Source organism: Pseudobutyrivibrio sp. YE44 (assembly GCF_900104335.1).
Taxonomy (GTDB): Bacteria; Bacillota; Clostridia; order Lachnospirales; family Lachnospiraceae; genus Pseudobutyrivibrio.
Genome location: NZ_FMXT01000020.1, coordinates 1 through 15,174, shown reverse-complemented (window position 1 = coordinate 15,174; position 15,174 = coordinate 1). Strand labels below are relative to the sequence as shown.

Sequence of the window (15,174 nt, the reverse complement as noted above, 5' to 3'; positions counted from 1 at the left end):
TAATTCTCTATCAGACTATATACAGAATTAAGTGTCTGATTTTGGAATGAACCTAGTGGAATAGAAAATGAGTTTTGAAATGTATAGGCATGTGCCGCCACGGATGGCGGCACAAGTGCGATTTGCAACAGGACGTTGACATTGAGCACGGTGCCTATACATACAAAACTCATTTTCTTAATTCCACCTGGTAAATGGAGCATGAAGACACTTAATCTGTGTATAGCTGATAGGAGAATTAATGGATACTACAAGTGTCTGCGTGATTCATACAGTAGCTTCAAAGTGCAACACCAGTGAAAAGACACCTACTAAAAGCTGCATTTGTAGCAATAAGAAAATCAAAGATTCTGCTCCAATGATGTCAGGAAGCAGGGGGGCGGGGGCCTGTGACAGCGACACCTACATTACAAAATCAAAACAAGCGTCCCTCCATAATTTAGAGGGGCGCCTGTGTGGGTTGAACTTATTTTAGAGTTTCCAGATATCTTCGTTGTACTGAGCGATAGTTCTGTCTGAAGAGAAGAAGCCTGCGTTTGCGATGTTCTTGATCATCTTGCGGCCCCACTCTGTGCGGTCCTCGAATGCCTTGTAAGCCTTCTCCTTTGTCTCGCAGTAGTCCTTGAAGTCTGGGAAGGTCATGAACCAGTCCTTGTTAAGGAGCTCGTTATAGAGACGCTCAAGGTTCTCCTTCTGACCAACTTCCATGAGCTTGTCAGATACGATGAAGTCTACGCACTTCTTAAGGTTTGCATCCTTCTCATAGTAGTCGCGTGATACGTAAGATGCATCAGCGTAACGCTTGATAACTGTATCTGAATCCTCACCAAAGATGAAGATGTTGTCATCGCCTACGAAGTCGTGCATTTCAACGTTTGCACCATCCATTGTACCGATTGCTACGGCACCGTTGAGCATAAACTTCATGTTTGATGTACCAGATGCCTCCTTAGAAGCAAGTGAAATCTGCTCGTGGATATCGCAAGCTGGGATAAGCTTCTCAGCAAGTGTTACGTTGTAGTTTTCTACCATAACTACGTTAAGGTATGGGCTAACCTCTGGGTCATTCTTGATGATTTCCTGGAGGCAGAGAATAAGGTGGATGATATCCTTTGCAATTACGTAAGCTGGAGCTGCCTTTGCACCGAAGATTACAGTGATTGGACGAGCTGGCTTCTTGCCTTCCTTAATCTCGAAGTACTTGTTGATAACGTAGAGTGCGTTCATCTGCTGTCTCTTGTACTCGTGGAGACGCTTAATCTGGATATCGTAAACGCTGTTATCATCTATTTCAATTCCCTGTGTCTTTGCAAGATAATCCTTGAGAACTGTCTTGCGAGTGTTCTTAACATCTAAGAACTTCTGAACAACTGCATCGTCGTTCATGTACTGCTCAAGCTTCTTAAGCTCTGTAGCATCCTTCTTGAAGCCTGGTCCGATAAGCTCTTCGATAAGCTTTGAAAGCTCTGGGTTGCAATATAACAACCAACGACGGAATGTGATACCGTTTGTCTTGTTGTTGAACTTCTCTGGGTAGAGCTCGTAGAACTTGTGAAGCTCTGTCTCCTTAAGGATTTCTGTATGAAGTGCAGCAACACCGTTGATTGAGATACCGTAGTGGATATCCATGTGAGCCATATGTACAAGGCCGTTGTTGATGATTGCAACATCTGGATCAGAAACCTTCTTAGCGATACGGTTGTGAAGCTCACGGATGATAGGCATAAGCTGTGGAACAGCCTTCATCATGAAGTGGATTGGCCACTTCTCAAGGGCCTCAGCGAGGATTGTGTGGTTTGTATAAGCTGTACACTTAGAAACCACATCAATTGCCTCGTCCATTGTAAGACCACGAATCTGTAGGAGTCGAACTAACTCAGGAATAACCATTGATGGATGTGTATCGTTAATCTGGATTACTGCGTAGTCAGCAAGGTCGTAAAGGTTTGATCCCTTCTCTACTGCCTCATCAAGGATGAGCTGAGCTGCGTTTGAAACCATGAAATACTGCTGATATACACGAAGTAATCTTCCGTTATCATCTGAATCATCTGGATAAAGGAAAAGTGTTAAGTTCTTTGTAAACTCGCTCTTATCAAAATTAATTCCATCTTTAATAATGCTCTCATCTAATGTTTCTACGTCGAAAAGATGAAGCTTTGTTGTTACTGAATCGTAACCTGTAACATCGATATCGTACATTCTCGACTGTACGTTGAAACCACCGAAATCTACCTGGTATGTCTTCTCTGTCTTTGTCATCCAGCTGTGCTTAGACATCCATGGGTTTGGAACCTCGTTCTGAAGGTTGTTCTCAAATACCTGCTTGAAAAGACCCATGTGGTATGCAAGACCAACACCATCACCGTTAAGACCAAGTGTAGCGATTGAATCAAGGAAGCAAGCTGCAAGTCTTCCAAGACCACCGTTACCAAGTGAAGGCTCAACCTCGATCTCCTCGATTTCTGCAAGTGACTTTCCGCAAGCCTCAAGCTCCTTCTGAACCTCGTCATAAAGGCCAAGGTTAATTAAGTTGTTTGAAAGAAGCTTTCCGATAAGGAACTCTGCACTGATGTAGTAGAGCTTCTTCTTGCCGCCCTTGATTTCCTTGTTCTGGGCTCTATCCTTAATGTACTCCAAAAGACCAATGTAAATCTCTTCGTTTGTACACTGATCCATGTGTCTGCCAAATCTTACCTTGATATACTCGTTAGCTGTCATTTTTATCCTCCTTTTAATCCCGCCTGTCACGCTGAAATGCTCCTAGTATTCCAAGCTCCCGCAAGGCATCTCCCATATCAGTACATGGGTCCCCCCGCCGGCGTGGGCCCCATCCCATGTACTGTATGGTGCCCCCTTGCTCGCGCTTACCAAGTTCATATTCATTTCAGCTTACCTCACTGGCTTCTCCTTGAGGAGAAGCTGTCACCGCAGGTGACTGATGAGGTGTTTCATATGTTACTGAGAGTATACTACCATGATACGATGTTTTACTTGCGCTATGCTATTAAAAAGTGATACTATTCTATCAAATGTAAGTTTTTACAGTATATTAATACTGGAAAAACTTGCACAGAACTGCCTTGCCAAAGGCAATTTCAAATGGCAGTTCTTCAATATTATTTGGAGGTATTTCATAATGTTGGATATTAATGAATATCAAGCCATACACGAAAAAGCCAGTCACTTTGACTACAACATCGCTTATAACACCTATCCTTGCACCATTCCGCTGGATTTTGAGTCGGTGCCTTTGCACTGGCACGAGGATGTTGAATTCATCTATATAAAGAAGGGTCAGGGGATTATCATCATCGACGGAGACGAGTGCGCCGTTACCGCTGGAGACATTGCTTTCATTATTCCTGGCACAGTTCACGGCATCTTCCAATACAAGGATGAATCTATGGAATATGAGAATATTCTATTTGATGGAAAGATATTCTCTTCCCAGGGAGATGATTTCTTCGATACTTTCCTGCTGCCATTCTTTAGCAACGGGGTGGAGGTGCCTCATATTTTCAAAAAAGGAGTAGCTGGCTACGAAAGTATAAAGAAGTATTTAGATAGCAACGATAACATTTCCAGCCACCGTGAGGGTGCCTGGGGACTTGCCATAAAGGGCAATCTTTATTTGTTGCTGTTTGATTTGGTGACTCTTTATGAAAAGAAGGTAGATTCTTCCAATAGAAAGAATATCGACAAGCTGAAGCCTGTGATCAAATACGTAGAGCTTCATTACAGCGAGCCTATGACGGTAGCCGAAATGGCTGGAAGAGCAGGATTTTCAGAGTCTCACTTTATGAGATTTTTCAAGGAAACCTTTGGCGTCAGCTTCATCACCTATCTCAATGATTACAGACTGTCTATGGCCGCCCGCCTGCTTTTGGCTACCGAGGATAATGTCCTTGATATCTCGCAGCAGGTAGGCTTTGACAATCTTTCTCATTTCAATCGAAGCTTTAAGAAGAAGTATGATAAAACTCCGCGAGAATACAGGAAATAATCAACGCTCCCGCGGCGTAAATACACATAGTGTAGAAGAAATGCATATCGTGAATTGAATAGAGGTAATGGAAACTTGGCACCACCATTCGCAGGTTTCCTGCCTCCTTAAACTCTATGAATACAGGGGAAAATATAGCTGAGCCGAAGATAACCACCGGCAGGCTGAGCCCCTGTTTTTTTGTATCGTTAATGATTCGGCGGAAAAATGCTGCCAAACCTATTAGAAGGATCACATATACTAGCAGCTTTGCCAATTCTGGTATCAGGCTGGTAAACACGCCGCCAAGCTTCAAGCCTAAAAGCATCATGATACATGGAATAAACAGGATTACAAAGTAATAAACAAATTCTCGCAACGCCTTGAAGCGGGTGTGCCAGAAAATGAAAAGACCGTTTCTTTCATCCTCGATATAGTACATAGATGCTGCAATTGCGCAAAGCATCAAGTGTAGTGACAATATTCCTCTCAGCGGAAGCAATAAGTAAGAAGTGCTGTCTAACTCTGAATCTGAAGCTTTTTCATCGAAATATCCCATCTCAAACAAGTCGCTATTCACATTAATACTGTCAAAATGTGCAGACAAATCCTCGGTGTATCCTTTTTCAGCGGCATATCTATTCATAAACGCCTTGGAATAGTAAGGATATACCCTTGAAAGGAAGACTTCCTTAGCCAACATGTGAGATATGCCCTGCTCTCGAATGAATATTCCAGCCTTCATGTTCAAGATATCCCAGTCCACAGCATCCGGCACAATCCATCCCTCATCAAGAACCATGTCCCTAACATCGCTTCCAACCTGACTTACATCATCGTAGAACACGAAATGAAAGTTTCCAGGATTCTCTTCTAAATCTGCTTTTATGGCCTGGCTCACCTCACCGTCTCCCATGAAGCACACGCCAATTGTCATAAGACCAGAAGGAGCCGAACCGATGATATTTAAAAACATAACCATCAACGGCACAACCATCAGCATCAATATGTAGCTTTTCTTTTTCAGTAGTCTCTTGAAGAGAAGTAAATATTTAATCATAGTTTTATAATTTGATATTTTAGCAGAGTATCAATATTTTACCCTTGCTTTTCGTACTAGTATGGTCATTAATATGAATATTATGGAATAGGCCCACAGCATAAAGGAAGGCTCGAAAACCCTTGCGCCCATTTGCTTATTTGCAAGCATTGTCAAGGCTGCACCTGATGGAAGGAAGTTGCTTCCAAACTGCACTGCCTTTGGGAAGAACACTCTAGGATAAAAGAAGCCCGATACGTAAGCCATAAATATATCAATGATAAATGTAACAAGTACCTTGTTCACCACGCCTTGAATTGCATCCAACAGGAAAAATCCCATGGTGGAAAAGACTAAACAAGGTAATAGGAAGATAAGTGGCAACATGTACACAGATAGCCCTTCTTGCTTGATTAGTTCTCCAAGGTTGTATTTGAAAATTGATTCTGATAATGCCAGCAGCGCTGTCACCAAAATCAGTCCAAATAAATTCAACAGATAAAAGGCTAACATCTCTGCCAACACCTGAGGAGTTGGCCCTAAGCCCTTGGCTGCCATAAATCTTGCCACCGCATCCCTTTCCCCAAGGAAAATCCATATTCCGCAGAAAGGAATCATCATAAGTAAAAACAAGGTCAGAGTGGTGAAATAATAGGCTGGAGTAGACAAGCCATCAGACATTCCAACGGTCTGTATCTGAACCATCGAATCTCTTGCCATTATCGCCTTCACGTATTCGTTGAAAAAATCCGTCATTTGGAGGATTCTCTCCTGATCAGAAAATTCCTTATCCTCCATAACCTGATCCAAACTGAGAATCCCCTTTTCCGTGTAGACTATGACATTTCCTGCCACTGCTGCAATCTCGTCCATCATGACGCTGGTGATGCCTTTTTGCCCCGAAGTGGCATAATACTGAAGCTTTGAGCCATTTGAAAGAGAATCAATCTGTCCCATAAACTCATCGGTTATTAGGATGTAGGCTGAGATATCGCCCTTTCTAAGGGCTTTCTTGGCATCCTCTTCAGCATCGTATTGCTTCAGCTCCACCATATCTCGGCTGCTATCCTCGTTTTCCAAAAGGAAGATTCCAGACCTTAGCAGAGAATTGTCAGCTTCCCCAACGTAGCCTAATGTGTAGCGCTTTTGGTCAGCCATGTAGCTGCCATCCTTTATAACAGCGTAGGCCCCGGTTCCAAGAAGCACGCCAAGTGCCAATATCATCAAGGCTATTCCCGGAAGTAGCTTCTTTATTCTTTTTAGTTGAATAACAAAATAGCTCTTAAAATATTTCATGAAGTCACCTTACAATCTGCCAATAAGATGTGGAATATCCCCATCATACTTGTATTCTTTCAGGCTACCATCCTTCAGAATGTAGCACTGGTCACAAAGCTCGATTTCCTGAACCTCGTGGGTGGAAATAATCAGCGTGCCACCATGGCTTCTGAACTGCTCGAAATAGTTGTAAATATCCTCTCTACAGACCAAATCCACCGCAGCTGTAGGCTCGTCCAAAAGCATAAGCTTTGGATTGGAATTCATAGCGCAGGCTATGGTCAAACGCTTTTTCATGCCGCCTGACATATAACGAACTGGGGTGTTCAAAAACTGGTTGATTCCAAGCATTCTAAGAACACCTTTATCCAGCTCCTTCTTGAGAGTCTCCTTGTCGTACCACATTCTGAGATTATCCTGGGCAGTCAGCTCCTGAATCAGAGGATTTTCCTGTGGAACATAGGCCACCAGCTCATTTCTCAGCTTGGAATTTTTCAACAAATCCTTGCCATCGATAGTGAAATATCCACTATCTGGGCGCTGCAAACCAGCAAGTATGGATAAAAGTGTGGATTTACCGCTGCCGTTTTCCCCGAGAATTCCTATTATCTGGCCTGCCTCTGCCTCTAGGGTAAGGTTCTTCAGAACTTGTTTTTTTCCGTAAGATTTTTTGATGTTTTTTATTTGTATCATGTAGGGTTCTCCTAGTATTTTTTCTATCATCTAATTTTTTTATTAAATGCAAATCTAGAACTTAATCACCTTCAAATTGACAATCATAATCAACTGGAGATATTTCATAATCCATTCAAAATTGTTTATTATTTATATTTTATCACTCTTCTACTTCAGACAATAGTTTTTCTGACAATCAAGTTTTCTGGCAAACTTTTTTATACAATTAAAAATCCCTCCATCTCACTGTACCGCCCCCAAAACAAGACTTTTTTGGGGGACACCTCAGAGAGATAGAGGGCAATATTTTTTCTTATTCTACAAATGTAAGGACATCTTCAATCTTTTTTCTTGGGCGAGGATTTGGATTTTCTGCTGCATAACCAACTGAAATAGCCCCAATGAGCTGGCCCTTTTCACCGATATAATCAGTAAGATCCTTGTAGGCAAAGCAGGTATTGGCAATCCACAGAGTACCAAGTCCCATTTCTGTAGCTTTTAACAACAGATTCTCAATAGATGCTCCTATGGAAAGTGTATCACATATCTCTGTGATTCTGTCATCAGGATTGATATCCTCAAAAGGAGAACCACCATTTGTATTTAGAACCATGATTAGTGCAGTGGCCTCACGCATAATTTTTAATGTATTAAAAGCATCAGCAAGCCCTCCAGCAGACTCCGGCAAAAGAGCATGTGTCTCCTTTTCATTTTCCAAAGCCGTTTCCATCACATCCAAAATCTCATCTTTTTGGGAGTTCATATAAACCAGAAATTTCCAAGGCTGTCTGTTCTTGGCCGATGGCGACAAAATCGCTGCCTCTACCATTTCTCTGATTTGATCCTTTGAAACTGGCTCACTGGTGTACTTTCTAATGCTACGACGTGATGTAATTGAATCCATTTTTATTCTCTCCCTATTTTTTCCAATATTATGCATAAATCTCATTAAGTAAATCTGGCAGGGCTGTTATGTCATTAATAACAGCATCTGGGTTTTCTGCTTCACCAAACCCATAGGCTGCCCAAACAAATGGTATTCCAGCATCCCTAGCCGCCTTCTCATCACCTGCAGTATCTCCCACATAGATGGCATTTTCTATACCATTTCTTTCCATAATCAGCTTAATGTTCTGGCCCTTATCCTTTCCAGTTCGCCCAGACATCTCAATATCCTTAAAATAGGATTCCATGTCGTGAGCTTTAAAGAAAGCTGGCACATATCCATCTTGACAGTTGCTAACAATATAAAGATTGTATTTTTTTGCAAGATTGGAGACAGTATCCTTCATACCAGAATATAATATGGCACCATTCTCGCTAAGGTATTTTACCTCTTCAACTCCAAACTCATCAGTTATAGCACGGCGCCTATCAACTGGGAGTTCTGGAAACAGTTCATCTCCTATTTCCTCCATAGTCTTTCCCATTAATCCTTCTGAGATTTGCTTTGTCATGCGGATGTTAACTTCCTCATACTTTTCAAAGACTCTATTCCAAATATCACTTGAACAGCCTGTGGCATCCCACAAGGTGCCATCCAAGTCAAAAATAATGGTATTATGTTTGTCCATAAAATTCTTTCCCTTTATATCAAGATCATCAATTAAGCTCAATCTATTGCCTCAATTTCAAATATTACTCTCTCATCACAGTCAGTACATTGATATGGTCCATGCTTTAAATCTCCACCCCTGCGAAAGGCATAGATGAATGGGTAAATTGCATTCACAGCTACCATACATACATTTGCACTTTTTTCTTTATCAAGCATACTTCCTTCAAAGTACAATTCATCTCCAACTTTGTATTTAGGACAAAGGCTGTCTATTACTGTCACTTTGACTTTATTATCTACAAAACTCAACTGTATGCCTCCTGACTAATTATTAGAATCATCGAACTCTATATAGGATTTACCTCCATCAAAGGAATGATCATAAATTGTATAAGCATCAGAGGTATTTTCCTCATTATATGCCTCTAGATTCTTCATCAAGTACTCTGGATATTCAAAGTCCTCTGGATTAGGATATGCCAAATATATGTATGCAATCTCTTTTGCATCATCATTTACCAGAGCATATTCATATGTATTTCCAAATCCATAACTTGCAATATATGCAGGTAATTCAAACGATTCTTCATCATACATAATCTTATTGGTATGCTTCTGCTCGCTATTAACATCACATATAGTCATCTCAATATTGGAAATTCTATCAAGTTCCTTTTGATACGATGTATCGTTGTACTTACACTTTAAGATGAGCGTTCCATCAGTATCAAATAGTCCTGATTTGAATTCTGCTAAATAATCACAAACATCTGCATCAGAATCTATTTTTTCTGGAAAGATTAAAAGCGCACTATTTAAATCACTCCCGCAACTGGTTAGTATAAGTTCTTTATCGTATTCTTCTACATTTGATGATGCATAGATATCATCTTGAACCCATTCCTTGTGAGTGATAATCACAAATCTTACCACTAATATAATAACAATCACCAATACACAGCTTAGCAAAACGCCCAGTTTTACTGCTCTGTTTTTTTCGTTCATCTTATAAGCCATATTGGCACTTCCTTTCTCCTTAAATATTCTCATAATAATAAACTTGCTACAATTTCTGCATATTGTGTAGTATTATACAATATCAAACAAACGATTCCAACAAAAAAGAGCTAGATTTCAATAAATCTTGCTCTTTTAATCATAAATAATTCAGCTGTCTTCCAACTCTCTTTATTCCCTATTTCAATAAACTTGAATAATCATAATTCTTATAGAAGTCACTCTCCACCGACAGGTAATCTTTGTAATTATCCTTGGTGAGTTGATTTGTGCCTGCGTAAAGCATTGCAAGGATTTGGGAGTTTATCCAATCTCCGTGGTGGCACTCATCGCTGTAGTTATCCAAGTTTGTGGTGATATCAAACTCATTGTTGAAGGAAAACAGATGGATATTGTCACACTCCAACATCAGCTCAATTGCGTACTGCTCTGCTGCCAGCCAGCGGTCCACCGTGCCAAGCTCTGTCTGGGAGCCCCACCAAGCAACGGAATATGGTGTGAGATAATAATAAAATTCCACATCAGGATTTGCCTTGGCAAGGTCCACCACATTCTCGGTGATATTATCTTTCACCATCTTCTTGATTCGTTTTGCAAAAGGCTGAATCTCTTCAGGCTGCTTGTACTCTGTGCGGTCCCCAAGCACCACGTCAGCACCAAACTCCGCATCCTCCATCCAGTTTGCATAGTCATCAAAGGATGTGACGCCACCGGCTTCTCCTGCTCTAGCATTATCAAACATTGGCAGACAGATGTCGAAAAGAATCTGCTTGTTGAAGACGTATTTCACATCGTTAAAAGGATTCTTGTCATAGAGATAATCTGGGTAGGTTCCCAAATCATCGCGAACTCTATCTGGCTCATCCATGATATACGCATAATCCAATGGGCGAATTACCATTTTTAAATCAGGATTGTATTTTATAGCATTTGCTATATTATCATTCTGTTCCTTGTATGTTCCTCCTGCAAAAGGCACCTTTATGAAGTCGTAACCCCAAAGCTCTTCTGCCTCGCTGGCCTTGAAGTTCTCTGCCATGGAGGTTCCGATAATCATTGCCTGATAATCAAAGCGCTTGATTATGCCATCGTTTTGGCTGCGCTCGTTATTCAATTCATAATACAGGTTTGCATTCGGCTTGTGGTAGTGAAAATATGGGTCCACGTATATTATCACGGATGCAAGTGCACCTAGTAAAAGTACTGTTGCCATGAACAAACCCAATATCCAATTCTTTACTTTCATTATTCCTCAAATCCGCCGGTTACGCCTACAAGCCTTAGTGTTTCTCCGCAATACCATAGAAGGATATTGCTTGAGAAACCTAAGAGCTTGATGTCTACCGGCTCATTTATAAAGTTTTTGTGGACTCATCTTTAAGAATCACACAACAAATCACGACTTACGTATATTTAGAAATTGAAATACAGGAACGTACTTATTCCTGATAATGACGATATGGACCACGCCAGTAGCACGGCTGTCCACAGCATGTTGGCTACGGTTGGTTTGAAGGCCTTCATCTTCTCAAAGGAATTCTTGCAACCCAGTACCAAGTAGAGAGCCAGGTAATAGAACACCGCCACATAAATAAATGGAAGTGAGTGCGTCAAGGCAGTACCATCCCAGAAATAGTTCAGGCCTGGGATTTTAAAGGCTTCCAAAATGTGCACGTCGATAGGTGTGAAATCCACATAAAGGATCTGCTTTATAAGGCTGATAGCGTCAGCAATTGTGTTGGCTCTGAAGAACACAACGGATAAGGTGAAGAATCCCTGGGTTATCATCCATCCGAGAGCAGGATGCAAGCCATCGAAAAACTTCTTAAACATCCTTTTGATAATGCAGAAGATTCCGTTAAGCACTGACCAAAGCACAAAGGTCCATGCAGCTCCATGCCAGAAACCTGAAAGCAAGAACACAATGAAGAGATTCTCGTAGGTTCTAACATTGCCCTTGCGGCTTCCTCCCAAAGGAATGTATACGTATCTGGTAAAGAATCGACTGAGAGTCATATGCCAGCGATTCCAAAATTCTGTAATTGTCAGCGACTTGTATGGAGAATTGAAGTTCTGTGGCAAGTCAATATTTAACATCTTCCCAAGGCCTGTGGCCATGTCGCAATATCCACTAAAATCGAAGTATAGCTGGAAAACATATCCTACCGCAATCAATATGGCATTTGTAGCCTGCAGCTCTGCCACGTTCTCGTAGCCCCAGTTTACTGCGACACCAAAGACATCTGCCAAAAGCACCTTTTTGCCCATACCTATGGCAAACATGTAAAAGCCCTTTGCCATATTGTCCCAGTTGATAGTCTTCCTTCTAACATCCTTCAGCTGAGGGATAAGCTCGTCGTGGGTAACGATAGGGCCAGCCACAAGCTGTGGAAAGAAGGTAACATAGCAGGCATACGTGAGAAAATCATATTCCGGAACCTCTCCCCTATATGTGTCCACAATAAAGGATATCTGCTGGAAGGTGAAAAAGCTGATGCCAAGAGGCAGCACAATGTGCATAAATGGCCAATCGGTCTTTGCAATGGCATTAACGTTTTCAATGAAGAAATCCATGTACTTGAAATAAAAGATTATTCCAAGGTTTACAGCCACGCCCAAAATCATAATAGGCTTGCACTTTTTCAAGTGGCCGATATTGGAGCTAGCCACATTCTGCAACTCTTCATTCTCGGTGACGGCTGCAAGCATAGTCTGCTTTTGCATTCGCTTCATCAAAAAATAAAAGGTGTAATTCACGCAAACACTTGAGATGATTATCAGCAGATAGCTTGGATTGAAATAGCCATAGAACCACAGGGACATCCCCAGCAAAAAAGCATGTCCCAGCCTATATTTCTTCGTCTTATTTAAAAGAAAATATCCAATTATGCATATTGGCAAAAATAGAAATATGAATATATATGAATTAAAAAGCATAAATTATGTCCTTCCTTAAACACTATGTCCATTATAGTGCAAAATACTGGCATCTTCTATCTTTGGATGTAACTTTTTCAAGAATCTTGACACACATTACGATTTAACCGTATAATAATTACGGAGGTTCCGTAATATGAATAAAACAGATAATGACATCAAAATCAGAGTCTCAAAAAACATAAAATACCTGCTGGATAGTGAACATAAATCAAGAAGAGAGGTCTGCAATGATTTGGATATTAAATATACTACTTTTTGCGACTGGATTAATGGCAAAACACTTCCTAGTTATTCTGCCTTAGAAAAATTGGCATCATACTTTGAAGTTGAAGTGTGGGGATTCTACGATGATGTAAATAAAGCTCGCATCAATAGGGCAAAGGTATTAAATGCATATGCAAACGAATTGGGGGATGGCATGGTTTTAGAGATGGATATTCTTGATACATTAAGTGATGAACAAATTAAAAAATTGCTAGCAGCTGGCTTCAGATTTAGACATAGATCATTAGAAGAACTTATTGAAAAAACAGGATTACCTTTAGTATCAACACCAGAATATAATTGGGGTGCTCCTGTAGGAAGGGAAATATGGTAGAGCAAGGAGACATTTTAAAAATAGAGAAGATTCCAGATCCTATAGTTGTCATTAGTAAGACCTCATATAATGAAACTGGACGAATAATAGCTTGTCCTATACTTAACAATTCTTTTTCACCTCACTTTGATATTGAATTTAAAATGGATAACAAATCTGTATATGTATCATGTGACAATGTTAAGCAATTGGATTTAAAACCTCGTTTCTATTCAAAAAAAGGAACAATACCTGTAGGAATTCTACTAAACATAATAGAAAGAATAGAAGCAATCATTGATTATTATTAAAATTAAAAACGCCAGAATGTTCAACTGAACATTCTGGCGTTTCATTTTATGCTAATGCCTGTTTAATATCTGCAATAAGATCTGCGCTGTCTTCGAGACCGCAAGAAACACGGATAAGACCTGCTGGGATACCAGCTGCCTCAAGCTGCTCGTCTGTCATCTGACGGTGAGTAGATGTGGCTGGATTTAAGCAGCAGCTTCTAGCGTCAGCAACGTGAGTCTCGATAGCGATAAGCTTGAGCTTCTTCATGAAGCTTTCTGCAGCTGAACGTCCACCCTTAAGCTCGAAAGATACAACACCACAGCCACCCTTTGGAAGATACTTCTGAGCGAGCTCATAGTACTCATCTCCCTCAAGACCTGGATATGTAACCTTTGTAACCTCTGGCTGCTCTGATAAGAACTTAGCAACTGCAAGACCATTTTCCACGTGACGTGGCATACGTACGTGAAGTGACTCAAGACCAAGATTCAAAAGGAACGCATTCTGTGGAGACTGGATGCATCCAAAGTCACGCATAAGCTGTGCTGTACACTTTGTGATGAAGGCGCCTTCCTTGCCAAACTTTTCAGCGTAAGTAATGCCATGGTAGCTATCATCTGGAGTGCAAAGACCAGGGAACTTGTCAGCATGTGCCATCCAATCAAACTTTCCAGAATCAACGATACATCCTCCAACTGCTGCTCCGTGGCCATCCATGTACTTTGTTGTTGAATGAGTAACGATATCAGCGCCCCACTCGATTGGACGGCAGTTTACAGGTGTTGGGAAAGTGTTGTCCACGATAAGTGGCACGCCATGCTCGTGAGCTACCTTTGCAAACTTCTCGATATCTAACACTGTAAGAGCTGGGTTTGCGATAGTCTCACCGAATACTGCACGTGTGTTGTCCTGAAAGGCTGCGTTAAGTTCTTCCTCTGTAGCCTTTGGTGAAACAAAGGTCACATCGATGCCCATCTTCTTCATAGTTACAGCGATGAGGTTGAAGGTTCCACCGTAGATTGATGAAGATGCTACGATGTGGCTTCCATTCTCACAAATATTGAAAAGAGCGAAGAAGTTTGCTGCCTGACCTGAAGATGTAAGCATAGCTGCCGAGCCACCCTCAAGAGCTGCAATCTTTGCTGCTACATAATCATTTGTTGGATTCTGAAGACGAGTGTAGAAATAGCCGCTTGCCTCAAGGTCGAAGAGCTTTCCCATATCCTCGCTTGTATCATATTTAAAAGTTGTAGACTGCACAATAGGAATCTGGCGTGGCTCGCCATTTCCTGGAGTGTATCCAGCCTGCACACATTTTGTACCAATTCCATTACTCATCCTTTTATCCTCCTAATTCTCATACACTTGCTACACTAACAAGTATTATATTTCTCCGGTCAATTAACACTTTTCCCTAAAGTAATATAATAGCTTTTTAGCTACTAGTGGTTTTATTTGTTCTATAAAAATGGAGCTCGTAATTACGAGCTCCTTACACTTTAGCACATTAAAGAGATAATTTAAACCTTAATTTACGACTTCTTGTTTATCCTTCAAGAAATCCCAGGATTACTACCTGTGGAAGAGAATCTTATTCTAGGTAATAATATTTGGCTTAGGATTACTTCCTGAGAGGAAAATATCATTTCAGGCAGTAATATTTGGCTTAGGTTTACTACCTGAGAATTAAATCTCTTTTCAGGTAGTAAATTGCTGCTTGAGTTTACTACCTCTGAGAGAAAATATCATTCTAGGCAGTAAATTGTTACTTGAGTTTACTACCTCTGAGAGAAATATCATTCTAGGCAGTA

General features: G+C 40.8%; 15 protein-coding genes. 4 read left to right on the top strand and 11 right to left on the bottom strand.

What is annotated here, in order from left to right:
* Positions 1 to 241 precede the first annotated feature (241 nt).
* A complete protein-coding gene (locus BLR54_RS14570; protein WP_090422340.1) occupies positions 242 to 475 on the top strand; it encodes a hypothetical protein in 234 nt (77 codons plus the stop codon).
* On the opposite strand, the gene BLR54_RS14565 is transcribed toward BLR54_RS14570, so the two are convergent.
* Complete coding sequence (locus BLR54_RS14565; RefSeq protein WP_090422338.1) at positions 472 to 2,721, bottom strand: glycogen/starch/alpha-glucan phosphorylase; 2,250 nt, start codon at positions 2,719 to 2,721, stop codon at positions 472 to 474. The genes BLR54_RS14570 and BLR54_RS14565 overlap by 4 nt on opposite strands.
* Positions 2,722 to 3,139: 418 nt before the next feature.
* On the opposite strand from BLR54_RS14565, the gene BLR54_RS14560 reads away from it, so the two are divergent.
* Positions 3,140 to 4,006 (top strand): AraC family transcriptional regulator, encoded by an 867-nt coding sequence (locus tag BLR54_RS14560; protein WP_176761971.1) that lies wholly within the window; start codon positions 3,140 to 3,142, stop codon positions 4,004 to 4,006.
* On the opposite strand, the gene BLR54_RS14555 is transcribed toward BLR54_RS14560, so the two are convergent.
* The 9 genes from BLR54_RS14555 to BLR54_RS14515 all read right to left on the bottom strand — a co-directional run bounded on the left by BLR54_RS14555 (position 3,963) and on the right by BLR54_RS14515 (position 12,285).
* Positions 3,963 to 5,045 carry an ABC transporter permease gene (locus BLR54_RS14555; protein ID WP_090422334.1) on the bottom strand — a complete coding sequence of 361 codons (1,083 nt, stop codon included), beginning with the start codon at positions 5,043 to 5,045 and terminating at the stop codon, positions 3,963 to 3,965. The genes BLR54_RS14560 and BLR54_RS14555 overlap by 44 nt on opposite strands.
* Before the next feature lie 30 nt (positions 5,046 to 5,075).
* Positions 5,076 to 6,320: an ABC transporter permease gene (locus tag BLR54_RS14550; RefSeq protein WP_090422332.1), complete on the bottom strand. Its 1,245-nt coding sequence runs from the start codon at positions 6,318 to 6,320 to the stop codon at positions 5,076 to 5,078.
* Between the two features lie 9 nt (positions 6,321 to 6,329).
* Positions 6,330 to 6,995 (bottom strand): ABC transporter ATP-binding protein, encoded by a 666-nt coding sequence (locus BLR54_RS14545; protein ID WP_090422330.1) that lies wholly within the window; start codon positions 6,993 to 6,995, stop codon positions 6,330 to 6,332.
* Positions 6,996 to 7,290: 295 nt separating this feature from the next.
* Positions 7,291 to 7,881, bottom strand: a complete 591-nt coding sequence (locus tag BLR54_RS14540) for a nitroreductase family protein (RefSeq protein WP_090422328.1) — start codon at positions 7,879 to 7,881, stop codon at positions 7,291 to 7,293.
* Between the two features lie 28 nt (positions 7,882 to 7,909).
* Positions 7,910 to 8,593, bottom strand: a complete 684-nt coding sequence (locus BLR54_RS14535) for an HAD family hydrolase (RefSeq protein ID WP_242871267.1) — start codon at positions 8,591 to 8,593, stop codon at positions 7,910 to 7,912.
* Positions 8,590 to 8,844, bottom strand: a complete 255-nt coding sequence (locus BLR54_RS14530) for a TIGR04076 family protein (protein WP_090422326.1) — start codon at positions 8,842 to 8,844, stop codon at positions 8,590 to 8,592. The genes BLR54_RS14535 and BLR54_RS14530 overlap by 4 nt, the downstream gene beginning before the upstream one ends.
* Positions 8,845 to 8,859: 15 nt before the next feature.
* A complete protein-coding gene (locus BLR54_RS14525) occupies positions 8,860 to 9,585 on the bottom strand; it encodes a hypothetical protein (protein ID WP_143008465.1) in 726 nt (241 codons plus the stop codon).
* A 145-nt stretch (positions 9,586 to 9,730) separates the two neighbouring features.
* Entirely contained in the window at positions 9,731 to 10,798 is a 1,068-nt protein-coding gene (locus tag BLR54_RS14520) for a hypothetical protein (RefSeq protein WP_090422322.1), read from the bottom strand.
* Positions 10,799 to 10,965: 167 nt separating this feature from the next.
* Entirely contained in the window at positions 10,966 to 12,285 is a 1,320-nt protein-coding gene (locus BLR54_RS14515; RefSeq protein WP_242871266.1) for an MBOAT family O-acyltransferase, read from the bottom strand.
* Between the two features lie 340 nt (positions 12,286 to 12,625).
* Between BLR54_RS14515 and BLR54_RS14510 the strand changes: the two genes are divergently transcribed.
* Complete coding sequence (locus tag BLR54_RS14510) at positions 12,626 to 13,090, top strand: hypothetical protein (protein ID WP_090422318.1); 465 nt, start codon at positions 12,626 to 12,628, stop codon at positions 13,088 to 13,090.
* Positions 13,084 to 13,380: a type II toxin-antitoxin system PemK/MazF family toxin gene (locus BLR54_RS14505; protein WP_090422316.1), complete on the top strand. Its 297-nt coding sequence runs from the start codon at positions 13,084 to 13,086 to the stop codon at positions 13,378 to 13,380. The genes BLR54_RS14510 and BLR54_RS14505 overlap by 7 nt, the downstream gene beginning before the upstream one ends.
* 46 nt (positions 13,381 to 13,426) lie before the next feature.
* Here BLR54_RS14505 and BLR54_RS14500 read toward each other — a convergent pair whose 3' ends face one another.
* A complete protein-coding gene (locus BLR54_RS14500) occupies positions 13,427 to 14,701 on the bottom strand; it encodes an O-acetylhomoserine aminocarboxypropyltransferase/cysteine synthase family protein (protein ID WP_090422314.1) in 1,275 nt (424 codons plus the stop codon).
* Between the last annotated feature and the right edge of the window lie 473 nt (positions 14,702 to 15,174).

Excerpts from the sequence above, each read along its gene's own strand:
- BLR54_RS14570 (WP_090422340.1), top strand. The coding sequence starts at position 242 with ATGGATACTACAAGTGTCTGCGTGATTCATACAGTAGCTTCAAAGTGC.
- BLR54_RS14565 (WP_090422338.1), bottom strand. The coding sequence starts at position 2,721 with ATGACAGCTAACGAGTATATCAAGGTAAGATTTGGCAGACACATGGAT.
- BLR54_RS14560 (WP_176761971.1), top strand. The coding sequence starts at position 3,140 with ATGTTGGATATTAATGAATATCAAGCCATACACGAAAAAGCCAGTCAC.
- BLR54_RS14555 (WP_090422334.1), bottom strand. The coding sequence starts at position 5,045 with ATGATTAAATATTTACTTCTCTTCAAGAGACTACTGAAAAAGAAAAGC.
- BLR54_RS14550 (WP_090422332.1), bottom strand. The coding sequence starts at position 6,320 with ATGAAATATTTTAAGAGCTATTTTGTTATTCAACTAAAAAGAATAAAG.
- BLR54_RS14545 (WP_090422330.1), bottom strand. The coding sequence starts at position 6,995 with ATGATACAAATAAAAAACATCAAAAAATCTTACGGAAAAAAACAAGTT.
- BLR54_RS14540 (WP_090422328.1), bottom strand. The coding sequence starts at position 7,881 with ATGGATTCAATTACATCACGTCGTAGCATTAGAAAGTACACCAGTGAG.
- BLR54_RS14525 (WP_143008465.1), bottom strand. The coding sequence starts at position 9,585 with ATGAGAATATTTAAGGAGAAAGGAAGTGCCAATATGGCTTATAAGATG.
- BLR54_RS14520 (WP_090422322.1), bottom strand. The coding sequence starts at position 10,798 with ATGAAAGTAAAGAATTGGATATTGGGTTTGTTCATGGCAACAGTACTT.
- BLR54_RS14515 (WP_242871266.1), bottom strand. The coding sequence starts at position 12,285 with ATGAAGCGAATGCAAAAGCAGACTATGCTTGCAGCCGTCACCGAGAAT.
- BLR54_RS14510 (WP_090422318.1), top strand. The coding sequence starts at position 12,626 with ATGAATAAAACAGATAATGACATCAAAATCAGAGTCTCAAAAAACATA.
- BLR54_RS14505 (WP_090422316.1), top strand. The coding sequence starts at position 13,084 with ATGGTAGAGCAAGGAGACATTTTAAAAATAGAGAAGATTCCAGATCCT.
- BLR54_RS14500 (WP_090422314.1), bottom strand. The coding sequence starts at position 14,701 with ATGAGTAATGGAATTGGTACAAAATGTGTGCAGGCTGGATACACTCCA.